Genomic DNA, 22,197 nt, shown 5'->3' on the forward strand with positions numbered 1-22,197 from the left:
GCCGATGCGCCTTGCGTCGCGTATCGCCTTGTGACGCCTTTGCGCCTCGTGACGCCTCCTTCTCTCCCGGCAACGACTACGGAGAGTAATTAGTTCCGGGCGGTGGGTGATGAGGTGCGGCTTGTGCCGCGCCTCGGCCCGCCACCCGTTGTCCCCCCGCACCACCCATGATCCCGAAGGGGTCCCGCTCATGCGGATGTATTTGCTCGCCCTCAACCCCACCGACTCGGTCACCGAGGGATTTCTGCCCGCCGCCGCCCGCCTCGGTCTCGATGTCACGGTCCTGACCGACCAGCCCGAAGCGCACCGGCGCCGCCACCCCCAGACCGAGGTCCTGGAGTGCGACGTCCATGACTTCCGCGCCGTCATCACCTGTATAGCCCGGCACCGTCCGGCCGACGTGATCTTCACCAACAGCGATCACCTGCAGACCCAAGCGGCGCTGGCCGCCGCCTACTTCGGGCTGCCCGGCAAGGACTGGCGGGCCACGCTGCGCGCCAAGAACAAGGCCGAGATGCGGCGCCATCTGGCGGCCGTGGGCGTGGACACCGTGCGGTCCGTGGAGCTCGGCCCCGGCCAGGACCCGACGGCGCTGGCCGCCGCCGACCTGCCCTATCCGTGTGTCGTCAAGCCCCGTGAGGGCGTGGCCAGCGAGGACGTGATGCTGGTCGGCGAGCCGGAGGAACTCGTCATGCGGGCCAAGGAGATCCGGGCGCGGCGGCCGGAAGCCGCGCTGGTTGCCGAGGAGTTCCTGGCCGGCGAGCTGTACACGCTGGAGACTCTCGGCGACGGCCGGCTGCGGCACGTCCTGGGCGGGTTCCACTCCGTCCTCTCCGCGCCGCCCACCTTCATCGAGGAGCGGCACGAGTTCGTCGCCGCCCACCCGGAGTCCGTGCGCGAGCAGGTGCTGGCCCAACTCGATGCGCTGGGTGTCGGGTTCGGCGCCTGTCACACGGAGTTCGTGGTGCACGAGGGCCGGGCGCGGCTCATCGAGGTGAACTACCGGGCCATCGGCGACCAGTGCGATCTGCTGCTCGCGCAGGTGCTGGACATTCCGCTGTTCGAGCACATTCTGCGGACGCATGCGGGAGAGCCGCTGCCCGCCGACCTCGGCGCCCGCAAGGACGGTGCGGCCCGCGTGGAGTACGCCCTCGCCGACCGGGCCGGGACGCTCACCGAAGCGCCCGAGGCCGTGGACCGGACCGTGGACGGCGTACGGCTGGCCTATCGGCCGCTGCGCGCGGTGGGCACCAACCACCCCCACTACCGCACCAACCGCGACTACCTCGGCGTCGTACGGGCCATCGGCACCGACCAGGGCGCGGTGAACCGGGCCGTGGACGGCTTCTTCGCCGCCGAGCGCTGGGAGATCTCGCGATGAGCGTCGCACTGAAGACCACCGGTGGTCGGGACGGGGACGCCTCGGGCCGGGCCGAGGAGTCGGAGCTGCTGATACGGGTCCTGGGCGCCCTGCTGCGCGAGGACGTCGTCGGGCTGCGTACCCGTGGCACCGTGCTGGAACGCCCGGACGGCCCCTGGCTGCGGCTGCCCGCGGACGAGGCGGCCGGCGCTCTGCTGCTGCCGCTCGCCGCGGACGGCTATCAGAGCGCGTACACCGCCCGGCTGCCGCTGCTGGTCCGCGAGTCCGACGGCGCCCGGCTGAGCACGGTCGACGGCGCACTCACCGCGCTGCGCGCGCTCGCCGACCCCGTGGACCACGAGGGCTTCGACGCCTTCGCCGAGGAGTGCCGCCAGACCCTGGCGACGATGCGGCTGCACGCCCGTACGCGGGACGAGGCGGAAGCGGAACTGTCGAAGCGTCACGGCGAGGACCCCGGCGCCTGGCTGGGGCTGGACGGCGGTCTGGGGTACGAGGCGCTGGCCGCCCGTCTCGACCATCCCGTCTATCCGACGTCCCGTGGCCGCGCCGGTCTGGACGAGGCTCAGCTGCGCGCGTACGCCCCCGAATTCCGGCCGGACTTCGCGCTGCGCTGGCTCGCCCTGCCGCGCGCCGCGGTCACCGTGGCGGGCGGCGAGGCGGCGCTGCCCGCCTGCTGGCCGACTCCGACGGAGCTGGGCCTGCCGCATCTCGAAGGCAGCCATGTCCCGCTCCCCGTCCATCCGTTGACGCTCGGCAATGCGCTGCACGAGGCGCTGCGCGAGAGCGGGCTGGAGGGCGAGGCGGTGCTGTCGGAGTCCAGCCTGCTCCCGGTCGTACCGACGCTGTCGATGCGGACCGTGGCGGTGGCCGCCGACCCGGCGCTGCATCTGAAGCTGCCGCTGGCCACCGCGACCCTGGGCCTGCGCAACCGGCGCACCATCAAGCCCCGCACGCTCGTCGACGGCGCCGAGGGCCAGCGGTTGCTGGAGAAGGTGATCGCCCGCGAGCCGCGCTTCGCCCAGTCGATCCTTCAGGCCGACGAGACGATCCATGCGCATGCCGGTCATGAGCTGCTGGCCGCGCTCTGCCGCCGCTACCCGGCCGGTCTCGAGGGCAGCACCGTCGTGCCGATGGCCGCACTGCTGAGCCGGGCGCCGGGCGGGCGGCTGGTGATGGACCACCTCGCCGACCGTTACTACGACGGCGATCCGCTCGCCCTGCTGGACGCCTGCCTCGCTCTGCTCTTCGACTGGCAGACCACCCTCTTCGGCTACGGGATCGGGCTGGAGTCCCATCAGCAGAACATCTCGCTCGTGCTGGACCGGGCGGCCGGCGGCACCCGGCTGCGGCTGCTGTTCAAGGACAACGACGCGCCGCGCATCAACACCGCACGGCTGCGGGACACGCTGGGCGCGGACGCCCCGGACCCCGAGGACTTCGCCGACCCCCGGATCTTCGCCGACGGCGACGGACCGGTGCTGGACCTGTTCACGACCATCACCCTCCACCTCTGCGCCGGCTCGTACGCCTTCGGGCTCGCCCGGCACGGCCGGGCGCCACTCGGGCGGGTGCTGGGCCTGGTCCGCGACCGGCTCGCCGAGGCCGTCGAGCGGCTGGGCACCGGGGCGGGGCAGCCGGGCGCCGCGCTGCGCGCGGCCGTCCTGGACGCGCCCGAACTCCCGATAAAGGCCATGGTCAGCGCCGGGACGCTGCTCTCCAAGGAGCGTTCGGGCGCGGTCGACATCAACAAGCACTACGCCAGCGGTCCCAACTACCTGCTGCCGGACGCTCTGCCGGCGAACTCTTCGCCCCGGAGCTCTCGGCTGCCGATGGGGATTTCCTGATGGCCACCTCCACTTCGTCCGACGCCGCCACCTCACCGATCACCTCCACGCCCAAGGGCATCTCCGCCTCGGAGAACGCCGCTACCTCACAGAACACCGCCGGGTCACAGAGAGTTGCCGGACCGCGGAAGGCCGCCGGTGGCGAGCCGGGGACCGGAGCCGGGCAAGGTGCCGGTGGCCCGCGACGTGCCGGAGACGAGCGCGGCGCCGCTGGCGAGCGGTCGCAGCGGGTTTCCGCGGCCGCCGTCGAAACCAAGGTCCGGCCGGGCCTGCCGCGCCGTCAGGTGTACGCGGTGGCCGGCTGCTACTTCGTGGCGTCGTTCGCCGCGCTCGGCCTGCCGCCGTATCTCACCGAGATCCTGCCCGAGCTGGGCGACCGCGCGGCCCGCTGGGCGGGCCTGCTCTACATCGTCCCGACCATTTTCGGCGCCATCGGCGCCCCGCTGTGGGGCCGCCTCGCCGACCGCTTCGGCCGAAAACGGCTGCTGTTGCGCGCGCAGTTGGGGCTCGCCGCGGCGTTCCTGCTGGCCGGCTGGGCGGACTCGCTCGGTACGTTCGCCGCGGCGCTGGTCCTCCAGGGCGTGCTGGGCGGCACTTTCGCCGCGTCGAACGGGTATCTGGGCGCGGCGCTCGAGGGCGGCGCGCTGTCCCGGGCGCTGACGGTGATGCAGGGCAGCGCCCGCGCGGCGCTGGTCTTCGCGCCGATCGTCGTCGGCGCGCTGACGCCCTGGCTCTCCCCGCACCGCCAGTACGCCCTGCTGGCCGTACTGCCGCTGGCCGCCGCGCTGATGCTGGCGGCGCTCCCCGAGCCGCCGCGGCTGGAGTCGGCCACCCGTCCCCCGGGTGCCGAGGTCGAGGCGACGGCCGTGGACGCCGCCGCGGCCGAGCCGTCCGGACGCGCGCCGGCCGCCTCCCTGCGCACGCTCTACGCGCTGGAGTTCGCCTTCGTCTTCTCGACCGTGATCTCCTTCCCGTATCTGATCTCGCTGATCAAGGAGCGAATACCGGGTACCGGCCCGCTGGTGTCCGGCGTGCTGTTCGCGCTGCCGCACATGTGCTATCTGGTCGCGGCGATGGCGGTGCACGGGCTGTTCCGCACCCGTCCCCGGCTCGGTATCGCGCTCGGCTTCGGCTGTATAGCGCTCGGTCTGGCCGGCCATGGTGTCGCCGACTCGCTCACCGCCTTCATCGCGGTCCGCCTCGTCCTCGGCGCCGGTCTCACCATGGGCCTGGTCTGTCTGTCCGTCATGGCCGCCGACTGCGCCAAGGGCCGGGCCCCCGGCGGGCTGTTCGGCTCCATCGAATTCTTCTCCAAGGCCGGTGCCGTAGCCGCCGGTCTGGCCGCGGCGGCCGGCAACGACGTGTTCGGGCCCGCCGCGCCGCTCTTGATCGGTACCGCGATGGCCCTGGTCACCGTGCTCGCGACCGTCACCCCTGCTCTGCTGTCCCGTCTCCCCCGCACCCGCAGGAGCCCTCGATGCCCCCGCTGACCGATTCCCCCGACACCATCCCGGCCCCCGGGTCCGCCCCGGCCGCCGCGCCCGCCGGTCCGCCCACCGCCGACCAGGCCGTCGCGCACACCCTCCTGAACTGTCTGCTGCGCGAGGTCTCCGGGCCCGAGCACCAGACGGCCGTCGACACCGGCCATCTGCTGCTGCGGCTGCCGCGCCGCGGGGTGCTGCTGCGCGTCGCGCTGCGCCGTACGTCGCTGATCGGCGCGCACCGGTTCACCGGCCCGGTGAGCGAGGAGACCGACGGCGGCTGGGCCGAGGTCGGCTGGCGCCGGCTGGCCGAGTACGTCCACGCCGAGCTGTCGCTGCGGACCGGTGTGGACAACGACGAGTTCCTGGCCCAGCTCTCCTCCAGTCATCAGGCCGTCTCGGCCGCGCTCGCCGACCGTACGGTGCCGCGTCCGGCCTCCGACGCCGACGCCGACGACTGGCTGGCCCGCTACCTGGACTCCGAGCAGTCCCTGGTCCTCGGTCACCGCTTCCACCCCACCCCCAAGGCCCGCACCGGCGACCCCGTCTCCTGGCAGTCGTACGCGCCGGAGTCCGGGGCGTCCTTCCCGCTGCTGCTGCTCGCCGTGCGCGAGGAGCTGATCGCCGAGGAGTCGGCCGCGCCCGGCGACGCCGCGCCCCTGGACGCGCTGCACCCCGAGGTCCCGGACGGCTACCGGCTGCTGCCCGCCCACCCGTGGCAGTACGAGATGCTGCGCGACCACCCCGGTCTGAAGGAGGCGCTGGATCGCGGCGACATCCGCATCCTGGGCAGCGGCCGGACCCCGTTCGCCGCCACGGCTTCCGTCCGTACGCTCTACGACGGCGCGTCCTTCCTCAAGTTCAGCCTGAACGTCCGGATCACCAACTGCCTGCGGAAGAACGCCAGTTACGAGTTGTCCGGGGCGGTCGCCCTCACCCGGCTGCTGGAGCCGGTCCTCGCCGACCTGGCCACCCGCTTCCCGGGCAGTGCGGTGCTGCGCGAGCCCGCCTACCGCAGCCTGGCCCTGCCCGGTCCGGACGGCCGGCCCGACAACGAGCTGCTCGAAGGGTTCGGCGTGATCATCCGCGAGGGCCTGTCCCAGCGGCTGCTGCCCGGCACCACTCCGCTTCTGGCCGCCGCGGTCGCCGACGAGTACCCGCACAGCGCGGCCCACATCTCCCGCCTTCTGGACGGCGCCGGCCCGCGGGCGGCACTCGACTGGTGGGCCGCCTACCTCAACCTCCTCGTCCCGCCCGTGCTCGCCGCCTACTTCGACCACGGCGTGGTGCTGGAACCGCACCTTCAGAACGTCCTGGTCTGCGTCGACGGCGACGGCATGCCCGCCCAGGTCCTCTTCCGTGACCTGGAGGGCACCAAGCTCGTCCCCGAGCAGCACGCCGAGCTGCTCGCCTCCCTGCCCGACGCGGTCGCGGCGCCGATGTCGTACGACGCGCAGCGCGGCTGGGACCGCGTCGTCTACTGCCTGCTGGTCAACCACGTCTCCGAGATGCTCGCGGCGCTCGCCGATCTGCACCCGGACGCCGAGGCCGACCTGTGGGCGCAGGTCCGGCGCACCCTGCAGACGCATGCCGACCGGTTCGGCTGCCCGCCCCGGCTGGCGGCCCTGCTCGCCGGCGTCCCGCTGCCGGCAAAGGCGAATCTCCTCACCCGCTGGGAGCGCAAGGCCGACCGCGAGGCCGGCTATGTCCCGCTGCCCTCGCCGCTGGCCGAGTCCGTTCTGACCGGCACCGTACGCACCGACGACACCACCCCTTGGAACGCCCGATGACCGCTCCCACTCCCCTGGTCCGCGAACGCGCCCGCAGTCTGCGCTCCGACGAACTCCCGGCCTACCTGTACGACCTGACGGCGCTGCGGGACCACGTGTCCCATGTCCGCGCCGCCCTCCCTTCCGCCGTCGAGCTGTACTACGCGGCCAAGGCCAACCCGGAGCCGGAGATCCTGGCCGCGCTGCGCCCGTACGTCGACGGCTACGAGGTCTCCTCGGGCGGCGAGCTGGCGCATGTCGGCGCGGCCGTACCGGGTGCTCCCCTGGCCTTCGGCGGTCCCGGCAAGACGCCGGCGGAAATCGTCCGGGCGCTGGAGCTGGGCGTCGCGCGCTTCCATGTGGAGAGCGTCTACGAGCTCCATATGCTGGCCGAGCTGGCCGCCCGGCACGGCGCGGGCCGGCGCCTCGCCGTGCTGCCGCGTTTCAACCTTCCCGTGGGCGGCGGCGCCCTGGACGGCAGCTCGCTGGCCATGGGCGGCCGTCCGACCCCGTTCGGTCTGGACCCCGCGCAGGCCGATGAGGTGGTCGCCCTGCTGACGGACGGCACCTACCCGCAGCTCGAACTGCGCGGTGTCCACGCCCATTTGGCGAGCGGCCTGGAGGCGCCCGAGCAGCTCGCCGTCGCCGAGTCGATCGTGACCTGGGCGGCGCGGCTGGCCGAACGCCACGGCGTCCCGCTGTCCGAGGTGACGATCGGTGGCGGTATGGCCGTCGACTATGCCGCGCCGGATGCCCGTTTCGACTGGGCGGCCTACGGTGCGGGCCTGGCCCGGCTCGCCGCCGCGCACCCCGGCGTCACGCTGCGCATCGAGCCGGGCCGCGCGCTCACCGCGTACTGCGGCTGGTACGCCACCGAGGTGCTGGATGTGAAGGGCAGTCACGGCGAGGAGTTCGCCGTGGTCCGCGGCGGCACCCACCATCTGCGTACCCCGGCCACCAAGGGCCACGACCAGCCGTGCACGGTGCTGCCGTCCGAGGAACCCTGGCCGCACGCCTGGCCCCGCTCGGCGGCGACGGGCGACCGGGTGACGCTGACCGGCCAGCTGTGCACGCCCAAGGACGTGCTCGCCCGCGAGGTCGCGGCGCCGGGGCTGCGGGCCGGTGACCGGGTGGTGTTCGGGGTGGCCGGGGCGTATGCCTGGAACATCTCGCACCACGATTTTCTGATGCACCCGCGCCCGGGGTTCCACTTCCTGGGCGCCTCGGAGGGCGCCGGTGCGGAAGGTGCCGCGACGGGTCCGGGCGGCGCCGCGGAAGGCGAGGCCGCCTGACATGCTCCGTCCCAACCAGGTCCGCCGGAAGCTCGCCGCGGGCCAGGAGGTCCACGGCCTGTTCAGCACGCTCCCGGACCCCGCCGTGGTCGAAATGATCGGCTGCGCCGGGTACGACTTCGTGATCCTGGACACCGAACACACGCTGGTCGACCCGCAGCAGCTGGAACACCTCATCCGGGCCGCCGAGGCCAACGGCCTCACGCCGTTCGTCCGCGTCCCCGAGGCGGACCCCGGTGCCGTGCTGCGCGCCCTGGACGCCGGGGCCATGGGCATCGTCGTCCCGCACGTGCGCACCCGCGCGGACGTGGACGCCGCGATCCGGGCCGCCCGCTACGCCCCCGAGGGCATGCGTTCCCTCAACGGCGGCCGCGGCCCCGGCTTCGGCCGGATCGACCTCACCGACTACATCCGGCGGGCCAACGCCGAGATCATGCTCGTCCCGCTGATCGAGGACGCCGAGGGCGTCGCCGCGATCGACGAGATCCTGGCTCCCGGTGGTGTCGACCTCGTCCTGCCCGGGCCCGGCGACCTCTCGCAGTCCTACGGGGTCCCCTGGCAGGTCCGCCACCCCCGCGTCCAGGAGGCGGTGCGTGCCGTGCGCGCGGCCTGCGCCCGGCACTCCGTCCCCTTCTGCGCCTTGTCCACCACCCCGGAACGCCGCGCGCAATGGCGCGCCGACGGCGTCACGGCGTTCGTCCTCGGGGATGACCGCGATCTGACGGCGCGGGCGCTGCGGGGTCAGTTGGAGCGGATGGGCGGGGAGGGCTGAGGGCGCGGCTCTCGACGCTCGCGGCCCGTTGAGCTCGCGGATCCCGCCCCGGCAACACCATCGGCGGGATCCGCCCGGCCGCCCAGTGGGTACCTGTGGCCTGAAGTACGGGACAGAGGGAGCTGAGCGGAATGGGCACGAGCAATGCGCTGGTCATCGCGGGAGCGGGGCTGGCCGGGGCGAAGGCGGCGGAGGCGCTGCGGGAGGAGGGGTTCGACGGGCCGCTGGTGCTGCTGGGGGACGAGCGCGAGCGGCCGTACGAGCGGCCGCCGCTGTCCAAGGGGTATCTGCTGGGCGCCTCGGAGCGGGAGAAGGTGTATGTGCATCCGAGCCGCTGGTACGGCGAGCACGACGTCGATCTGCGGCTGGGTACGGCGGTCACCGCCATCGATCCCGCGGCCCATGAGCTGACCCTCGCCGACGGGAGCCGCCAGGGCTACGCGAAGCTGCTGCTGGCCACGGGGGCCACGCCGCGCAGGCTGTCGGTGCCGGGCGCGGAGCTCGACGGGGTGCACTGTCTGCGGCAGCTGGCGGACAGCGACGAGCTCAAGGAGACCTTCCGGCACGCCACCCGCATCGCGGTGATCGGCGGCGGCTGGATCGGGCTGGAGACGACGGCCGCCGCCCGTGCCGCCGGCGTCGAGGTGACCGTACTGGAGGCGGCCGAGCTCCCGCTGCTCAAGGTGCTGGGCCGCGAGGTCGCCCAGATCTTCGCGGATCTGCACACCGCTCACGGGGTCGAGATCCGGTGCGGCGTCGAGGTCGCGGAGATCACCGGCACGCTCGGCCACGCGGACGGGGTGCAGCTGACGGACGGCACGCATGTCCCGGCGGACGCGGTGATCGTCGGCATCGGCGTCACACCCAACAGCGGGTTGGCCGAGGACGCCGGGCTCGAGGTGGACGACGGCGTCCGGGTGGATGCGCAGCTGCGCTCCTCGCATCCGGACATCCACGCCGCCGGGGATGTCGCGCATGCCTTCCATCCCCTGCTGGGCACGCACCTGCGCGTCGAGCACTGGGCCAACGCCCTCCACCAGCCGGTGACCGCGGCGAAGGCGATGCTCGGCCAGGACGTGGCCTACGACCGGCTGCCGTACTTCTTCACCGATCAGTACGACCTGGGGATGGAGTACACCGGCCATGTCGTACCCGGCGGCTACGACCGCGTCGTCTTCCGGGGGGACACCGGCAGCCGCGAGTTCCTCGCCTTCTGGCTCTCCGGCGGCCGGGTGCTGGCCGGTATGAACGTCAACATCTGGGACGTGGTGGAGCCGATCCGGGCGCTGGTGACCAGTGGGCGGACGGTCGACACGGGCCGTCTCGCGGACCCCGGGGTGCCGCTGTCGGACCTGGTGTGAGGGCGTGGCCGGCGGGTACGGCGGGCGGCTCGCCGCCGCGATGGGGTGTGGACGGGATGTGTACCGAGCGCCTCGGCGGCCTCAGTCCGGTACCGAGCGCAGCAGCACCAACGAGCCTTCGTAGGTGGGCTGTTGGCGCAGCGCGCCGAAGCGTTCGTCCCATGCGCCGCTCTCCAGGTCGCGGCGCAGTTCCGCGGCGTACCGCGTCCGGGTGTCCTCGTCCACGAAGCTCCATGCCGAACACGCCTGCCGCGCGCCGGGGTCGAGGAGGCGTTCCGGGCGGCCGTAGTACGCCTCGTTGAAGCCGTCCGAGCAGTCGAGCGGCACGGGCACCGGCTGCACGGTGGTGCGGCCGCCCAGCGCGCCGGCCAGTTCGGCGATCGGCGGGTAGCGCCGCGCCTCGGTGTCCAGGACCTCGGGCGCGTAGGCGTACAGCCAGAAGTCCCGTACCAGGTCGGGGTCGCAGGTCAGCACCACGACGGGGCCGCGTGCCACCCGCCGCATCTCGCGCAGCCCGGCGGCGGCGTCGCTCCACTGATGCACGCTGAAGGTCGTCATCGCGGCGTCGAACGAGCCGTCGGGGAAGGGGAGTCGTTCGGCGACGGCGTCGACCGCCGGAGGGAGGTGGGCGGGTCGCTGGGCGCGCATGGTGGCCGACGGCTCGACGGGGGTGACGTCGAGCGTGCGGGATTCGTACGAACCGGCGCCGGCGCCGACGTTGACGACCGTGCGGGCGGCGCCGAGGGCTTCCGCGACGCGGGCGGCGATGCGGTCGTCGGGCCGCCGGTGGTCGGCGTATCCGCCGCCCACCGAGCCGTAGTCGACGTCCCCGGCGCTGCCGTCGCGCGTGCGTTCATCCATGGAGTGAACGTAGCAGCGCGCCGATCGGCGTTCGGGGTTCTCAAGGTGAAGGCGAGGTCGCCTCGGGGTTTGCTGTCCGGGGGGCCGGACAGCCGAACCGTGGACGGCGCGCCCGGAGGGACGCGCGCACCATGGAGAAGAAGGAGGGCCGCCATGACCACTGAGCCGATTCCCGACGGGCCGGGCCCCGTGCCGAGCGCGCCGGAGCCCGTGCCGCACGAGCCCCGCCCGGCCGAGCCGGAGCCGGACGAGCCGGGCCCGCGCCCGGCCGAACCGCCGGGTACCGGACCGGACGAGCACCCGGCTCCCGAACCACCCGACTGACCGACGCCCGCGCCGGCGCCCCCGTCCGGCCGGCGCCCTTCCGGCCGGACGTCCCGCGCGGCCCGGCCCGCCCCCGTGCAGTACGTCTCCGCTTGCGAGCGCAGGGTGACGGACGCACCGTGGACATCCCACCCCTGATGCGGGACGGGCTCGACGGGCCTCGGGAAGCGATCACCACGCGGGAGAAGACAGCATGCTGCTGCCGGACAGAACTGTGCTCGCTTCACATCTGCGGCGCTACCGGATGTGGGAGGACCTGGTGCACGCCGAGCCCCATGACGCGGCCCGGCGCCGGCAGCTGGAGGATGTCGCCTACACCCTGTGCGTACTGACGGGCCGCCGCACCGCCTGCGAGGCGGTCCGCGCGGCGGAGCGCCTTCTCGCGAGGAGATGAGCATGCGCGACGCATCGACGCGGCCCGCGCCGACCCACCTCGACCCCGCCGAACTGCGCGCCCTGGACGCCCACTGGCGTGCCGCCAACTACCTGTCCGCCGGCCAGATCTATCTGATGGCCAACGCTCTGCTGACCGAGCCGCTGCGCCCCGAGCACATCAAGCCGCGGCTGCTGGGCCACTGGGGCACCTCACCGGGCCTGAACCTGGTGCACACCCACCTCAACCGCGTCATCAAGGCCCGCGATCTGGATGCGCTGTGCGTCTGGGGGCCGGGCCACGGAGGTCCCGCCGTACTGGCGAACTCCTGGCTCGACGGCACGTACAGCGAGACCTACCCGGATGTGAGCCGGGACCGTGCGGGCATGGAGCGGCTGTTCCATCAGTTCTCCTTCCCCGGCGGTGTCCCCAGCCACGTCGCGCCGGAGACACCGGGCTCCATCCATGAGGGCGGCGAGCTCGGCTACTCCCTCACCCATGCCTACGGAGCGGCGTTCGACAACCCCGGGCTGCTGGTCGCGTGTGTGATCGGGGACGGCGAGGCGGAGACCGGGCCGCTCGCCGCGTCCTGGCACGCCACCAAATTCCTCGACCCGGTGCACGACGGCGCCGTTCTGCCGATCCTGCACCTCAACGGCTACAAGATCGCCAACCCGGCGGTGCTCGCCCGGATCCCGCACGACGAGCTGGATGCCCTGCTGCGCGGCTACGGCCATGAGCCGATGTACGTCGTCGGCAACGACCCCGCCCCGGTGCACGACGCGCTGGCCGCCGCCATGGACCGGGCGCTGGACCGGATCGGCGACATCCAGCGCCGCGCCCGCTCCGGAGGCGGGACGGAGCGGCCGTCCTGGCCGGTGATCGTGCTGCGCACGCCCAAGGGCTGGACCGGTCCGCGCGAGGTCGACGGCGTCCCCGTCGAGGGCACCTGGCGCTCGCACCAGGTGCCGCTGGCCGGCGTACGCGACCACGCCGACCACCGCCATCAGCTGGAGGCCTGGCTGCGCTCGTACCGCCCGGAGGAGCTCTTCGACGCGTCGGGTGCGCCCCGGCCGGACGTCCTGGCCTGTGTGCCGGAGGGGTCCCGGCGGCTGGGCGCCTCCCCGCACGCCAACGGCGGGCTCCTGCTCCACGACCTGCCGATCCCGCCCCTGGAACGGCACGCGGTGGACGTCGCCAAGCCCGGCACCGTGCTGCACGAGCCGACCCGGGTGCTCGGTGGCATGCTGCGCGCGGTCATGGCGGCCACCGCGGAGCGCCGTGACTTCCGCGTCGTCGGCCCCGACGAGACCGCCTCCAACCGCCTGGAGGCCCTCTACGAGGCCACCGGCAAGGCCTGGCAGGCCGAGACCGTGGGCACCGACGAGCATCTGGCGCGCGACGGCCGCGTCATGGAGGTGCTCTCCGAGCATCTGTGCCAGGGCTGGCTGGAGGGCTATCTCCTCACCGGGCGGCACGGCCTCTTCTCCAGTTACGAGGCGTTCGCCCATATCGTCGACTCGATGGTCAACCAGCACATCAAATGGCTGCGCACCGCCCGCCGGCTCCCCTGGCGCCGCCCCATCGCGTCCCTCAACTACCTCCTCACCTCGCACGTCTGGCGCCAGGACCACAACGGCTTCTCCCACCAGGACCCCGGCTTCGTCGACCACATCCTCAACAAGAGCCCCGAAGTCGTGCGCGTCTATCTGCCGCCGGACGCCAACACCCTGCTCTCGGTGGCCGATCATGCGCTGCGCAGCCGCGACTACGTCAATGTGATCGTGGCCGGCAAGCAGCCGAGCTTCGACTGGCTCACCCTCGACGAGGCCCGCGCCCACTGCGCCCGCGGCGCCGGCGCCTGGACCTGGGCGGGCACCGAGAACGGCGGTCGCACCCCGGACGTCGTCCTGGCCTGCGCCGGAGACGTCCCCACCCAGGAAATTCTGGCCGCCGCCGGCCTGCTCCGCCGCCACCTGCCCGAACTGGCCGTCCGGGTCGTCAACGTCGTCGACATGACCCGGCTGCTGCCCCCGGGAGAACACCCCCACGGCATGCCGGACTTCGCATACGACGCCCTCTTCACGCCCGACAAGCCGGTCATCTTCGCCTACCACGGCTACCCCTGGCTGATCCACCGCCTCACCTACCGCCGCACCGGCCACGACAACCTGCACGTGCGCGGCTACAAGGAGGAGGGCACCACGACCACGCCCTTCGACATGGTCGTGCGCAACGACCTCGACCGCTACCGCCTGGTGATGGACGTCGTGGACCGCGTCCCCGGCCTCGGCGTCCGGGCCATCGCGCTGCGCCAGGCGATGGCGGATGTCCGGACCCGCCATCACGCCTGGATCCGCGAGCACGGGACGGATCTTCCGGAGGTGGCGGACTGGACCTGGACCGGGTGAGGGCGGGGGCGGGCACGTCCCGGTGGGCAGTGCGCCCGGCCGGCCCTCGGCATCGTGACGGCCGTACCGGGCGCGGTGTCAGCCGGATCCCGCCGCGGCCTCCCGCACCTCCTCGGCGATGCCCCGGTCCAGCGCCGCACGCACCAGCGCCGAGGCGAACGCGGCCGACTCGTCCGCCGTGACCAGCCGCGCCAGCTTCGTGCTGTCGCCCGGCAGCCCCAGCCGCTCCGCGCCCTGTACGGCCTTCGGGTCGAGAAACGGGGCGTACTCCGGCCAGACCCCCTGCACCTCGCGCAGGAAGATCGCGGATCCCGTGGGCCCGACGCCCGGCAGCTCCTCGAGGGCCCGGCGCAGCAGGCCGGCATCGCCGTCGGCCGCCTGCCGCATCCGCCGGAGATCGCCGCCGTAGGTGTCCAGCAGCAGCGCGGCACCCTCGCCGAGCCGGGTGGCGGTGCTCTCGTCGTAGCGCCGGTAACCGCCCTCGCCGAGCGCATCGACGCGCTGTTGCCACGTGGCGTCCAGCATGCGGCGCGGGGTGCTCATACCGGCGTCGAACAGGGCCCGCGCCGACGCGACCGCCACCGATGCCCGGATCCGCGTACTGAGCAGGTCTGCCAGCACCAGGACCTGATACAGCGGCTGCGGAGTGTTGCGCACCGCGATGCCGCATTGTGCGGCGTAGGTCTCGCCATGCCGGTCCAGCAGGGCCCGGGCGAGGGCGCGCTGTTCGCCGTCGCCGCTCATGGCCGGCCGCCGGCCTGCGAGCCGGCGAAGTCCTCGGGGAGGCCCTCTCCGACGTCCTCCCCCGTATCCCTCGCTTCGGTTGCGGCCACGCGATGTCCTCCGTCGGTCGACCGGGTCGGTGTCTGCGCCAGAATCCGCATCGGTTCCGTACCACCGGGCCGGGGATACGGAAACCGGTACCGCCTCCCTCCCGCCCTCCTCCCGGAGGCCGCACACCCGGTGGCGGACGGCGTCGACGAACTCTCTCCGCTCGCTTCGCTCAAGCACCCGATCGGCTGCCGGCCCGGTCGGTCCGATCCGCCGGTCCGGCCCCACGGCGAAGATGTACACCCCGGCCGACCCACCTACCATGGCTTTCGACGCCGACCCCCCGATCCGCCGATCCGCCGGCCCGCCGACAGGCACCGATGAAAGCGGCCCCCATGCGCCCCACGGCGAAGTTCTCCCTCAGCTTCGGACTGGTCACGATCCCCGTGGCCGCCTACTCCGCCACGGACACCACCGCGTCGGTCAGCTTCGTGCGCATCCACACCGCGGACGGCGGGCGGGTGCGCAATCAACCGGTGTGCTCGCTGGACGGCGTCGAGGTCACGGAGGACGAGATCGGCCGGGGATACAAGGTCGACGGCGATACGGTCGTACCCCTGAGCGACGAGGATCTTGCGGCGCTGCCGCTGCCGACCGCGAAGACGCTGACGATCCTGGCGTTCGTCGACGGCGGTGACATCGACCCCCTCCAGATGGGCAAGGGCTATTACCTGAGCGCCGACGGCAGCGCCGCGGCCAAGCCGTACGTCCTGCTGCGCGAGGCCATGGAACGCCACCGGCGCGTCGGTCTCGGCAAGGTCGCGCTGCACGGCCGGGAGTCGCTCGCCATGATCCGTCCGGTCGCGGACACCCTCGTGATGCAGGTCCTGCTGTGGCCGGACCAGATCCGCCCGATGGAGGGCGTGCTGCCCGAGGGCGGGATGGATCTCGGCACCAAGGAGGTGGCGGCCGCCGAGAGCCTGATGGACTCCTACGGCGAGCTGTCGGAGGACGACGTACACGATCATTACCGCGAGGCGCTCGAAGAGATCGTGGCGGCGAAGCTGGCGCACCGCGAGCCGGACTTCGAGGCGCCCGGCGAGGAGCCCGCGGCCCAGGTGATGGACCTGATGGCGGCCTTGCAGGACAGCGTCCGAGCCGCGAAGCAGTCGCGCGGCGAGGGCGGCGGCACGGGCGACGACGCCGAGCACGCCACCGTGACGTCGCTGGCCGGCCGCCCGGCGCAGAAGAGCGCCGCGAAGAAGACCGCCGCGAAGAAGAGCGCCACGAAGAAGACGGCCACCAAGCAGGCCGGCACCCGGTCGGCGGACGCCGAGAAGTCCACCGGCAAGGCGGCGAAGAAGACGGCCGCCCGTACGGCCGAGAACGGCAGCGCCAGGAAGTCCACGGGCACCGCGAAGAAATCCGCGGCCGCCAAGACGACCGAGGCGAAGAAGACGGCAGGCAGGTCCCGCCGCCGGGCGGGCTGACCACCCCGACAGGCCCGCCTTCCCCGCACGGGCGGACGCGTCATCGGCCTCGCCACCCACGTGAACGTCGTCGGCCCGCGGTGCCCTCAGGCGCCCGCTGGGGTGGCCAGGACCTGAACCCACCACGTTCTTCCGTTGCGTTGGGCGACGCCCACTCCTGTGTCGCGATAGCCGCAGGTGACGAGGAGGTGCCGGTGCGGCGGGCTGCTCATCCAGGCGTCGACCACGGCCGCGGCATCGGGGTAGCCCTGGGCGATGGCCTCCCCCACCGCCGTCCATCGGTATCCGTTGCGGCGGGCCCGCTGCCCCGTGGTGGTGCCCCCGGCACCTTGGTGGGTGAGCCGGCCGGTGCGGGCGAGGTACGCGGCGTGCTGCCGGGCCGCCCGGTCGAGCCGCGCGTCCTGCCTGACTGCCGGGCAATGGACCGTCCTCCGGGCGCCGTTGGTGCGCTCGACGACGTGACGTAATGCGCGGGCCCGGATCACGCCGTGCCCCTCCCTCGCCCCGGCGACGGCTCCGGCTGTGGCCGGGGCGGCGAGCGGAAGCATGAGCAGGCAGGCGGTGATCACTGCGGTCGCGCGGCCGACCGCAGCGGCGACCGGACGCATCGGGCCCCGCGGGCCGCCACCGTTACGGGGCACAGGCACATTCCTCTCGCCGCGCCGGACGGTGCCGCTCACCGTCCGGCGCGGCGATGCCTCCCCCGCCGCGGATCACCTCACCGCATAAGCGTGTGATGTGCGCAGTACTCACTTAAAGCGCCCCGCATGTGGGTGAGTTGTGTCCGAAGCCGCGAACATCCCCACACGGCTGATTGTTTGACGGAATGCGGCGGCCGCGACCTCTGCCGTGCGCCGCGGTCCATGAAGCACCGGGCCGGAGCGCTTCCGCCGGGCCCCGCAGCCGCAATCCGTCTCGTATCCCAGACGTCGTCGGCGGCGTGCGCCGGGGGTCCGCGGCCGGGATCTACGCTCGCGCCATGTCCATGGTTCCCGCCGCCGCGCAGGTGGCCCGGACCGCGCGTGAGCTCAGCCGGCGCATCGGCGGGCGGGGCCGGCCCGCCGCGATGTCCTACGGGGCGGGGCGGGACGATCGCTGAATGTCGACTTGTATATTCCTGTATGTACGGCTCTGCCAGGGACGACTCCATGAGTGAACGCGAGACGATTTCGAGCACCTCGCCCGCCGTCGGGCGGGCGCTGGACATCCTGCTGCACCTCGCCGGCCGCTCCGGTCTGGTGCAGGCCGGAGCGCTGGCCCGGGACCTGGGCATCCCGCGGTCCTCCGCCTATCACATCCTCTCGGTGCTGGTGGACCGCGGTTTCGTCACCTACGTCCCGAAGGAGCAGGCGTACGGGCTGGGCGTCGCGTCCTTCGAGATCGGCTCCGCGTATCTCCGGCACGAGCCGCTGGAACGGCGCGCCCGCCCCATCCTGCGCAGCCTCTCGAACCGGCTCGGCCAGACGGTCCACCTGGGCATCCTGCACGGCGCGGAGACGGTGTACCTGCTGAAGGAGCGGCCGTCCACGGCGCGGTCCGGTGACGTCGACGTCGCCCTCGTCACCGACATCGGCGTCCGGCTGCCGGCGCATCTGACGGCCAACGGCTGCGCGATCCTCGCCCATGCCACGGACGCGCAGCTACGGGCGCTGTTTCCGCGGCCGGGCGACCTGATCACCCGCACCGGCAAGGGCCCGCGGTCGCTGGCCGAGCTGCGCAGTCAGCTGGCGCGGGACCGTGAGCGCGGCTGGTCGGAGGAGATCGAGCTGGTGTCCGAGGGGCTGCGTTCGCTGGGTGTGGCCGCTTTCGATCACAACGAGCGGCCGGTGGCGGCGCTCAGCAGCACATGGCAGCGGCACCACTGCCGGCACGACCCCGATCATGTGCGCGAGGTGCTGCAACAGGGCGCGGCGCGGCTGACGGCCGCGGTGTCCGGGCGCGCCCCGGCCCGGCGGACGGCCGGCTGAGCGACGCGGGGTCCCGCGGGGCGCAGGGCGTCCCCGTGGCGGAGGTCCCGGACGAATCGTTCTCGGATCCGAGAAACAGAGCCGGTGTGCCTGGCTGCCGTCCTTCCCGTCGCCTGTCATGGGACGCGAGCAGACCCGACTCCTCAGGAGGCAGCATGACCAGCACCGTCCCGGACGCCCGTGGCATCCGCGCCCCCCGCGGCTCCGAACTGAACTGCCTGGGCTGGCAGCAGGAAGGCGCCCTGCGCATGCTCATGAACAACCTCGACCCCGAGGTCGCCGAGCACCCGCAGGACCTGGTCGTCTACGGCGGCACCGGCAAGGCCGCCCGCAACTGGGCCGCCTACGACGCCATCGTCCGCACGCTCAGGACGCTCAAGGACGACGAGACGCTGCTGGTGCAGTCCGGCAAGCCGGTCGGCGTCATGCGGACCCATGAGTGGGCACCGCGGGTGCTGCTCGCCAACTCCAACCTGGTCGGCGACTGGGCCAATTGGGAGGAGTTCCGGTCCCTGGAGGCCCGGGGGCTGACCATGTACGGGCAGATGACCGCCGGTTCCTGGATCTACATCGGCAGCCAGGGAATCCTGCAGGGCACGTACGAGACGTTCGGCGCGGTCGCCCGTAAGAAGTTCGACGGGACCCTCGCCGGCACCATCACCCTCACCGCCGGACTCGGCGGCATGGGCGGCGCCCAGCCGCTCGCCGTGACGATGAACGACGGCGTCGCCCTCTGCGTCGATGTCGACCCCACCCGCATCGAGCGCCGCATCGAGCGCCGCTACCTCGACGTCGCCGCGGACGACCTGGACCACGCGCTCCGGCTCGCCATCGAGGCCCGCGACGCCCGCAAGCCGCTGTCCATCGGGCTCGCCGGCAATGCCGCGGAGGTCTTCCCGAGGCTGCTGGAGATCGGCGCGCCCATCGACATCGTGACCGACCAGACCTCGGCGCACGACCCGCTGTCCTACCTCCCCGTCGGGGTGAGCGTGGCGGAGTGGCACGAGCAGGCCCGTAAGGACCCCGCCGACTTCACCGAGCGCTCCCGCGTGTCCATGGCACGGCACGTCGAGGCGATGGTCGGCTTCCTCGACGCCGGCGCCGAGGTCTTCGACTACGGCAACTCCCTCCGCGACGAGGCCCGCAAGGCCGGCTACCAGCGGGCGTTCGACTTCCCCGGCTTCGTCCCGGCCTACATCCGCCCGCTGTTCGAGGAGGGCCTCGGCCCGTTCCGCTGGGCCGCGCTGTCCGGCGACCCCAAGGACATCGAGGCCACCGACAGGGCCATCCTGGAGCTGTTCCCCGACAACGAGCACCTGCACCGGTGGATCAAGATGGCCGGCGAGCGGGTGGTCTTCGAGGGCCTGCCGGCCCGTATCTGCTGGCTCGGCTACGGCGAGCGGCACCGCGCCGGTCTGCGGTTCAACGAGATGGTCGGGTCCGGTGAGCTGTCCGCGCCGCTCGCCATCGGCCGCGACCACCTGGACTCGGGCTCCGTGGCGTCGCCGTACCGCGAGACGGAGTCGATGCTCGACGGGTCGGACGCGATCGCCGACTGGCCGCTGCTCAACGCCCTGGTGAACACCTCGTCCGGCGCGTCCTGGGTCTCGATCCACCACGGCGGGGGCGTCGGCATGGGCCGCTCGATCCACGCCGGCCAGGTCTGCATCGCCGACGGCACCGAGCTCGCCGCGCAGAAGCTGTCCCGCGTGCTGACCAACGACCCCGGTATGGGCGTCATCCGCCACGTGGACGCCGGCTACGAGCACGCCGCGTCCGTGGCGCAGCAGCGCGGGGTGCGCGTCCCGATGACGGAGGACGAGACCAAGTGACGACCGCGACGACGGCCGTGGACAGGGCCCCCGATCCCTGGACGGGCCGGGACGACGGGCACGGGCCGGGCAACCTGCGCTGGCACCATGCGGTCGGCCTCGACGAGGACCGTGCCGGGCCCTGCGAGGTCGCCTTCGTCGGCTTCCGCAGCGATGAAGGAGTCCGGCGCAACAAGGGCCGACCCGGCGCGGCGGACGGGCCGCGGGCCCTGCGCGGCGCCCTCGCGTCGATGGCGCTGCCGGCACCGGTGCGGGCGCTGGACGTCGGCGACGTCGAGGTGGGCGACGGGGACCTGGAGGACGGGCAGCACCGGCTGGGCCGGGCCGTCGCCTCGCTCGTCGACGGCGGCCGGTTGGTGGTGGTACTGGGCGGCGGCCATGAGGTCGCGTACGGCAGTTACCTCGGGCTGGCCGACAGCCGGGCACTGCGCGAGGGCGGCCGCCTGGGGGTGCTGAACCTCGACGCCCACTTCGATCTGCGCGACGATGCCCGGCCCAGCTCCGGCACGCCCTTCCTCCAGATGGCACGGAGCGAGGAGGAGCGCGGGCGGCGGCTGAACTACCGGGTGCTCGGTGTGAGCCAGCCGAGCAACACGGAGCGGCTGTTCCACACCGCGGACGAGCTCGGCGTGCGCTACCTGGCCGACACCGAGTGCGGTCCGCTCGACGTCGAGCGCGTCGACGCCTTCCTCGACGAGTTCCTCGCCGGCTGCGATGTCGTGCATCTCAGCATCGACCTCGATGTGCTGCCCGCCGGTGCGGCGCCCGGCGTCAGTGCGCCCGCCGCCTACGGGGTGCAGATGGAGGTCGTCGAGCGGGTCTGCACGAAGGTGGCGGCGAGCCGGAAGCTCGCGGTGTGCGACGTCGCCGAGCTGAACCCGCAGCTCGACATCGACCATCGCACGGCACGGGCCGGGGCCCGGCTGATCCACCGCATCGTGACCTGCACCCGCACGCCGGTCCGCCCCGCGTAACGGGAGCGAGGCGGCCGAGGAGGGGCCGGGGACGTGCACGCCGCGGCGGCGCTGCTGGGCGCCGGGCCCCGCCCTCGCCGATCCGCGGCGGCGGGTGATCCTCCGGGCCCGTCAGTGCCGGTGGCCGTTCTCCGCCTGGTGCCCGTCCGCCGCCTCCTTGTCCTTCGCGGCCGCGCCGTCGGCCGTGGCCACGGTGAAGGCCGCCGTGCGGACCGTGCCCTCGTGCCGGAAGTCCAGGAAGAGGCGGTACCTGCCCTTGCTCGGCGCGGTCGCCGTGAACGACACGTCCGGTCCGGGCTTCGTCCTGCCGTCGCCCGGCTCGCCGTTGGGGTGGACGTGCAGGTAGGCGAGGTCGCCGGAGCGCAGGGCGACGAGGTGTCCGTACGCGCCGAGGTAGGGCTGCAGGTCCCTGACCGGCCTGCCGTCCTTGGTGACGCCAAGGGTCAGGTCGCTCGGCCTCCCCGGGGTCAACTCGCCTTCGAGACGCACCCGATAGCCGTCGACCAGCGCCTCCGTGGCGGGCTTCGGCAGTTCTGCCGCCTCGTACGGGCCGGTCGCCGCCAGATCCGAGCCGAGCGTCAGCCCCTCCTTCGCCCCCTTGGGGCTGAAGTCGGCGAAGACGCGGTAGCCGCCGGCCTCGGGCAGTTCGACCGGCGCGGACCACGTTCCGTCGGCGGCGCGCTCCGGATGGAGGTGCCGGTACACGGTGAGGTCGCGGGAGGCCACGATGAGGTGCAGTTCCTTGCCGTGTCCGCGTGCGTACGCGGTGACCGGTCGCGAGGTGCTGTCCTCGACCACCGCGAAGCGCAGTTCGGCCGGGACGCCTGCCTTGAGGCGCGGGGTCTTCAGATCGAGCGTGTAGCCGCGCTCGGCGACCTGCAGCCCGCCCGGCGCCTTCGCGGCCCGGGGACCGTGGCCGCCGTGCTTCGCCGTACCGGTCTGCGACACCACGGGATCGACCGCGGCCCCGACGCCGTAGGCGGTGCCGAACACCGCGGCGAGCACGGCGGCGAAGGCACCGACCTTCAGTCCGGTGTGCATGCGCACTCCCTTCTCAAGGGCCGCTCGAGAGGGGCGGCCAACGACCCCCACCATACCCCCTAGGGGTATAAGTTCAAGCCACACCCCACCCTTGCGATGAATACGACTGGGGGGCATGCAGGGAATCTCGCGCCCACGCCGGCGGCACGCGCGGCGCCGCCGCGGCCGGAGCCGCCAACTCGGCCTACCGGCAGCGGCGTTGACCGTAGGGAACGATGCGGCCATGGGTTCACGACCGCCGTGCGGGGAGCGG

Annotated in this window: 18 protein-coding genes; 14 read left to right on the top strand and 4 right to left on the bottom strand. The window is 73.1% G+C overall.

What is annotated here, in order from left to right; translation table 11 throughout:
• Positions 1-190 precede the first annotated feature (190 nt).
• The 7 genes from ACIGWZ_RS17840 to ACIGWZ_RS17870 all read left to right on the top strand — a co-directional run bounded on the left by ACIGWZ_RS17840 (position 191) and on the right by ACIGWZ_RS17870 (position 9,900).
• Complete coding sequence (locus ACIGWZ_RS17840) at positions 191-1,381, top strand: acetyl-CoA carboxylase biotin carboxylase subunit family protein (RefSeq protein WP_400065583.1); 1,191 nt, start codon at positions 191-193, stop codon at positions 1,379-1,381.
• Complete coding sequence (locus ACIGWZ_RS17845) at positions 1,378-3,225, top strand: IucA/IucC family protein (protein ID WP_400065585.1); 1,848 nt, start codon at positions 1,378-1,380, stop codon at positions 3,223-3,225. The genes ACIGWZ_RS17840 and ACIGWZ_RS17845 overlap by 4 nt, the downstream gene beginning before the upstream one ends.
• Positions 3,225-4,715, top strand: coding sequence for an MFS transporter (locus ACIGWZ_RS17850; protein ID WP_400065587.1), 1,491 nt, complete (start codon positions 3,225-3,227; stop codon positions 4,713-4,715). The genes ACIGWZ_RS17845 and ACIGWZ_RS17850 overlap by 1 nt, the downstream gene beginning before the upstream one ends.
• On the top strand, positions 4,703-6,496 hold the full coding sequence (locus tag ACIGWZ_RS17855) for an IucA/IucC family protein (protein WP_400065589.1): 1,794 nt from the start codon (positions 4,703-4,705) through the stop codon (positions 6,494-6,496). The genes ACIGWZ_RS17850 and ACIGWZ_RS17855 overlap by 13 nt, the downstream gene beginning before the upstream one ends.
• A complete protein-coding gene (locus ACIGWZ_RS17860; RefSeq protein ID WP_400065591.1) occupies positions 6,493-7,767 on the top strand; it encodes a type III PLP-dependent enzyme in 1,275 nt (424 codons plus the stop codon). The genes ACIGWZ_RS17855 and ACIGWZ_RS17860 overlap by 4 nt, the downstream gene beginning before the upstream one ends.
• A 1-nt stretch (position 7,768) precedes the next feature.
• Complete coding sequence (locus ACIGWZ_RS17865) at positions 7,769-8,539, top strand: HpcH/HpaI aldolase/citrate lyase family protein (protein ID WP_400065593.1); 771 nt, start codon at positions 7,769-7,771, stop codon at positions 8,537-8,539.
• A gap of 131 nt (positions 8,540-8,670) precedes the next feature.
• Positions 8,671-9,900: an NAD(P)/FAD-dependent oxidoreductase gene (locus ACIGWZ_RS17870; protein ID WP_400065595.1), complete on the top strand. Its 1,230-nt coding sequence runs from the start codon at positions 8,671-8,673 to the stop codon at positions 9,898-9,900.
• Between the two features lie 81 nt (positions 9,901-9,981).
• On the opposite strand, the gene ACIGWZ_RS17875 is transcribed toward ACIGWZ_RS17870, so the two are convergent.
• On the bottom strand, positions 9,982-10,761 hold the full coding sequence (locus ACIGWZ_RS17875; RefSeq protein ID WP_400065597.1) for a class I SAM-dependent methyltransferase: 780 nt from the start codon (positions 10,759-10,761) through the stop codon (positions 9,982-9,984).
• 153 nt (positions 10,762-10,914) lie between these two features.
• Between ACIGWZ_RS17875 and ACIGWZ_RS17880 the strand changes: the two genes are divergently transcribed.
• The 3 genes from ACIGWZ_RS17880 to ACIGWZ_RS17890 all read left to right on the top strand — a co-directional run bounded on the left by ACIGWZ_RS17880 (position 10,915) and on the right by ACIGWZ_RS17890 (position 13,869).
• On the top strand, positions 10,915-11,085 hold the full coding sequence (locus ACIGWZ_RS17880) for a hypothetical protein (RefSeq protein ID WP_400065598.1): 171 nt from the start codon (positions 10,915-10,917) through the stop codon (positions 11,083-11,085).
• A 193-nt stretch (positions 11,086-11,278) separates the two neighbouring features.
• Complete coding sequence (locus ACIGWZ_RS17885) at positions 11,279-11,479, top strand: DUF5133 domain-containing protein (RefSeq protein WP_400065600.1); 201 nt, start codon at positions 11,279-11,281, stop codon at positions 11,477-11,479.
• A gap of 2 nt (positions 11,480-11,481) precedes the next feature.
• Positions 11,482-13,869, top strand: a complete 2,388-nt coding sequence (locus ACIGWZ_RS17890) for a phosphoketolase (protein WP_400065602.1) — start codon at positions 11,482-11,484, stop codon at positions 13,867-13,869.
• Positions 13,870-13,947: 78 nt separating this feature from the next.
• Here the strand turns inward: ACIGWZ_RS17890 and ACIGWZ_RS17895 are convergent, their stop codons facing one another.
• Complete coding sequence (locus ACIGWZ_RS17895; RefSeq protein WP_400065604.1) at positions 13,948-14,613, bottom strand: endonuclease; 666 nt, start codon at positions 14,611-14,613, stop codon at positions 13,948-13,950.
• A 422-nt stretch (positions 14,614-15,035) separates the two neighbouring features.
• On the opposite strand from ACIGWZ_RS17895, the gene ACIGWZ_RS17900 reads away from it, so the two are divergent.
• Positions 15,036-16,130, top strand: coding sequence for a Ku protein (locus tag ACIGWZ_RS17900; protein ID WP_400065606.1), 1,095 nt, complete (start codon positions 15,036-15,038; stop codon positions 16,128-16,130).
• A gap of 86 nt (positions 16,131-16,216) precedes the next feature.
• Here the strand turns inward: ACIGWZ_RS17900 and ACIGWZ_RS17905 are convergent, their stop codons facing one another.
• Positions 16,217-16,771, bottom strand: a complete 555-nt coding sequence (locus ACIGWZ_RS17905; RefSeq protein ID WP_400065608.1) for a CAP domain-containing protein — start codon at positions 16,769-16,771, stop codon at positions 16,217-16,219.
• Positions 16,772-17,278: 507 nt separating this feature from the next.
• Here ACIGWZ_RS17905 and ACIGWZ_RS17910 point away from each other — a divergent pair.
• The 3 genes from ACIGWZ_RS17910 to hutG all read left to right on the top strand — a co-directional run bounded on the left by ACIGWZ_RS17910 (position 17,279) and on the right by hutG (position 20,903).
• A complete protein-coding gene (locus ACIGWZ_RS17910) occupies positions 17,279-18,097 on the top strand; it encodes an IclR family transcriptional regulator (protein ID WP_400065610.1) in 819 nt (272 codons plus the stop codon).
• Positions 18,098-18,252: 155 nt separating this feature from the next.
• A complete protein-coding gene (hutU, locus tag ACIGWZ_RS17915; protein WP_400065612.1) occupies positions 18,253-19,929 on the top strand; it encodes a urocanate hydratase in 1,677 nt (558 codons plus the stop codon).
• Entirely contained in the window at positions 19,926-20,903 is a 978-nt protein-coding gene (gene hutG / locus ACIGWZ_RS17920) for a formimidoylglutamase (protein ID WP_400065614.1), read from the top strand. Before hutU ends, hutG begins: the two co-directional genes overlap by 4 nt.
• A gap of 111 nt (positions 20,904-21,014) precedes the next feature.
• Here the strand turns inward: hutG and ACIGWZ_RS17925 are convergent, their stop codons facing one another.
• The gene (locus ACIGWZ_RS17925) at positions 21,015-21,944 is read right to left on the bottom strand and encodes a hypothetical protein (RefSeq protein WP_400065616.1); all 930 of its coding nucleotides are present in this window, start codon (positions 21,942-21,944) and stop codon (positions 21,015-21,017) included.
• Positions 21,945-22,197: the final 253 nt, after the last annotated feature.

This window comes from Streptomyces sp. NPDC053427 (assembly GCF_044544985.1).
In the GTDB taxonomy this organism is placed as follows: Bacteria; Actinomycetota; Actinomycetes; order Streptomycetales; family Streptomycetaceae; genus Streptomyces.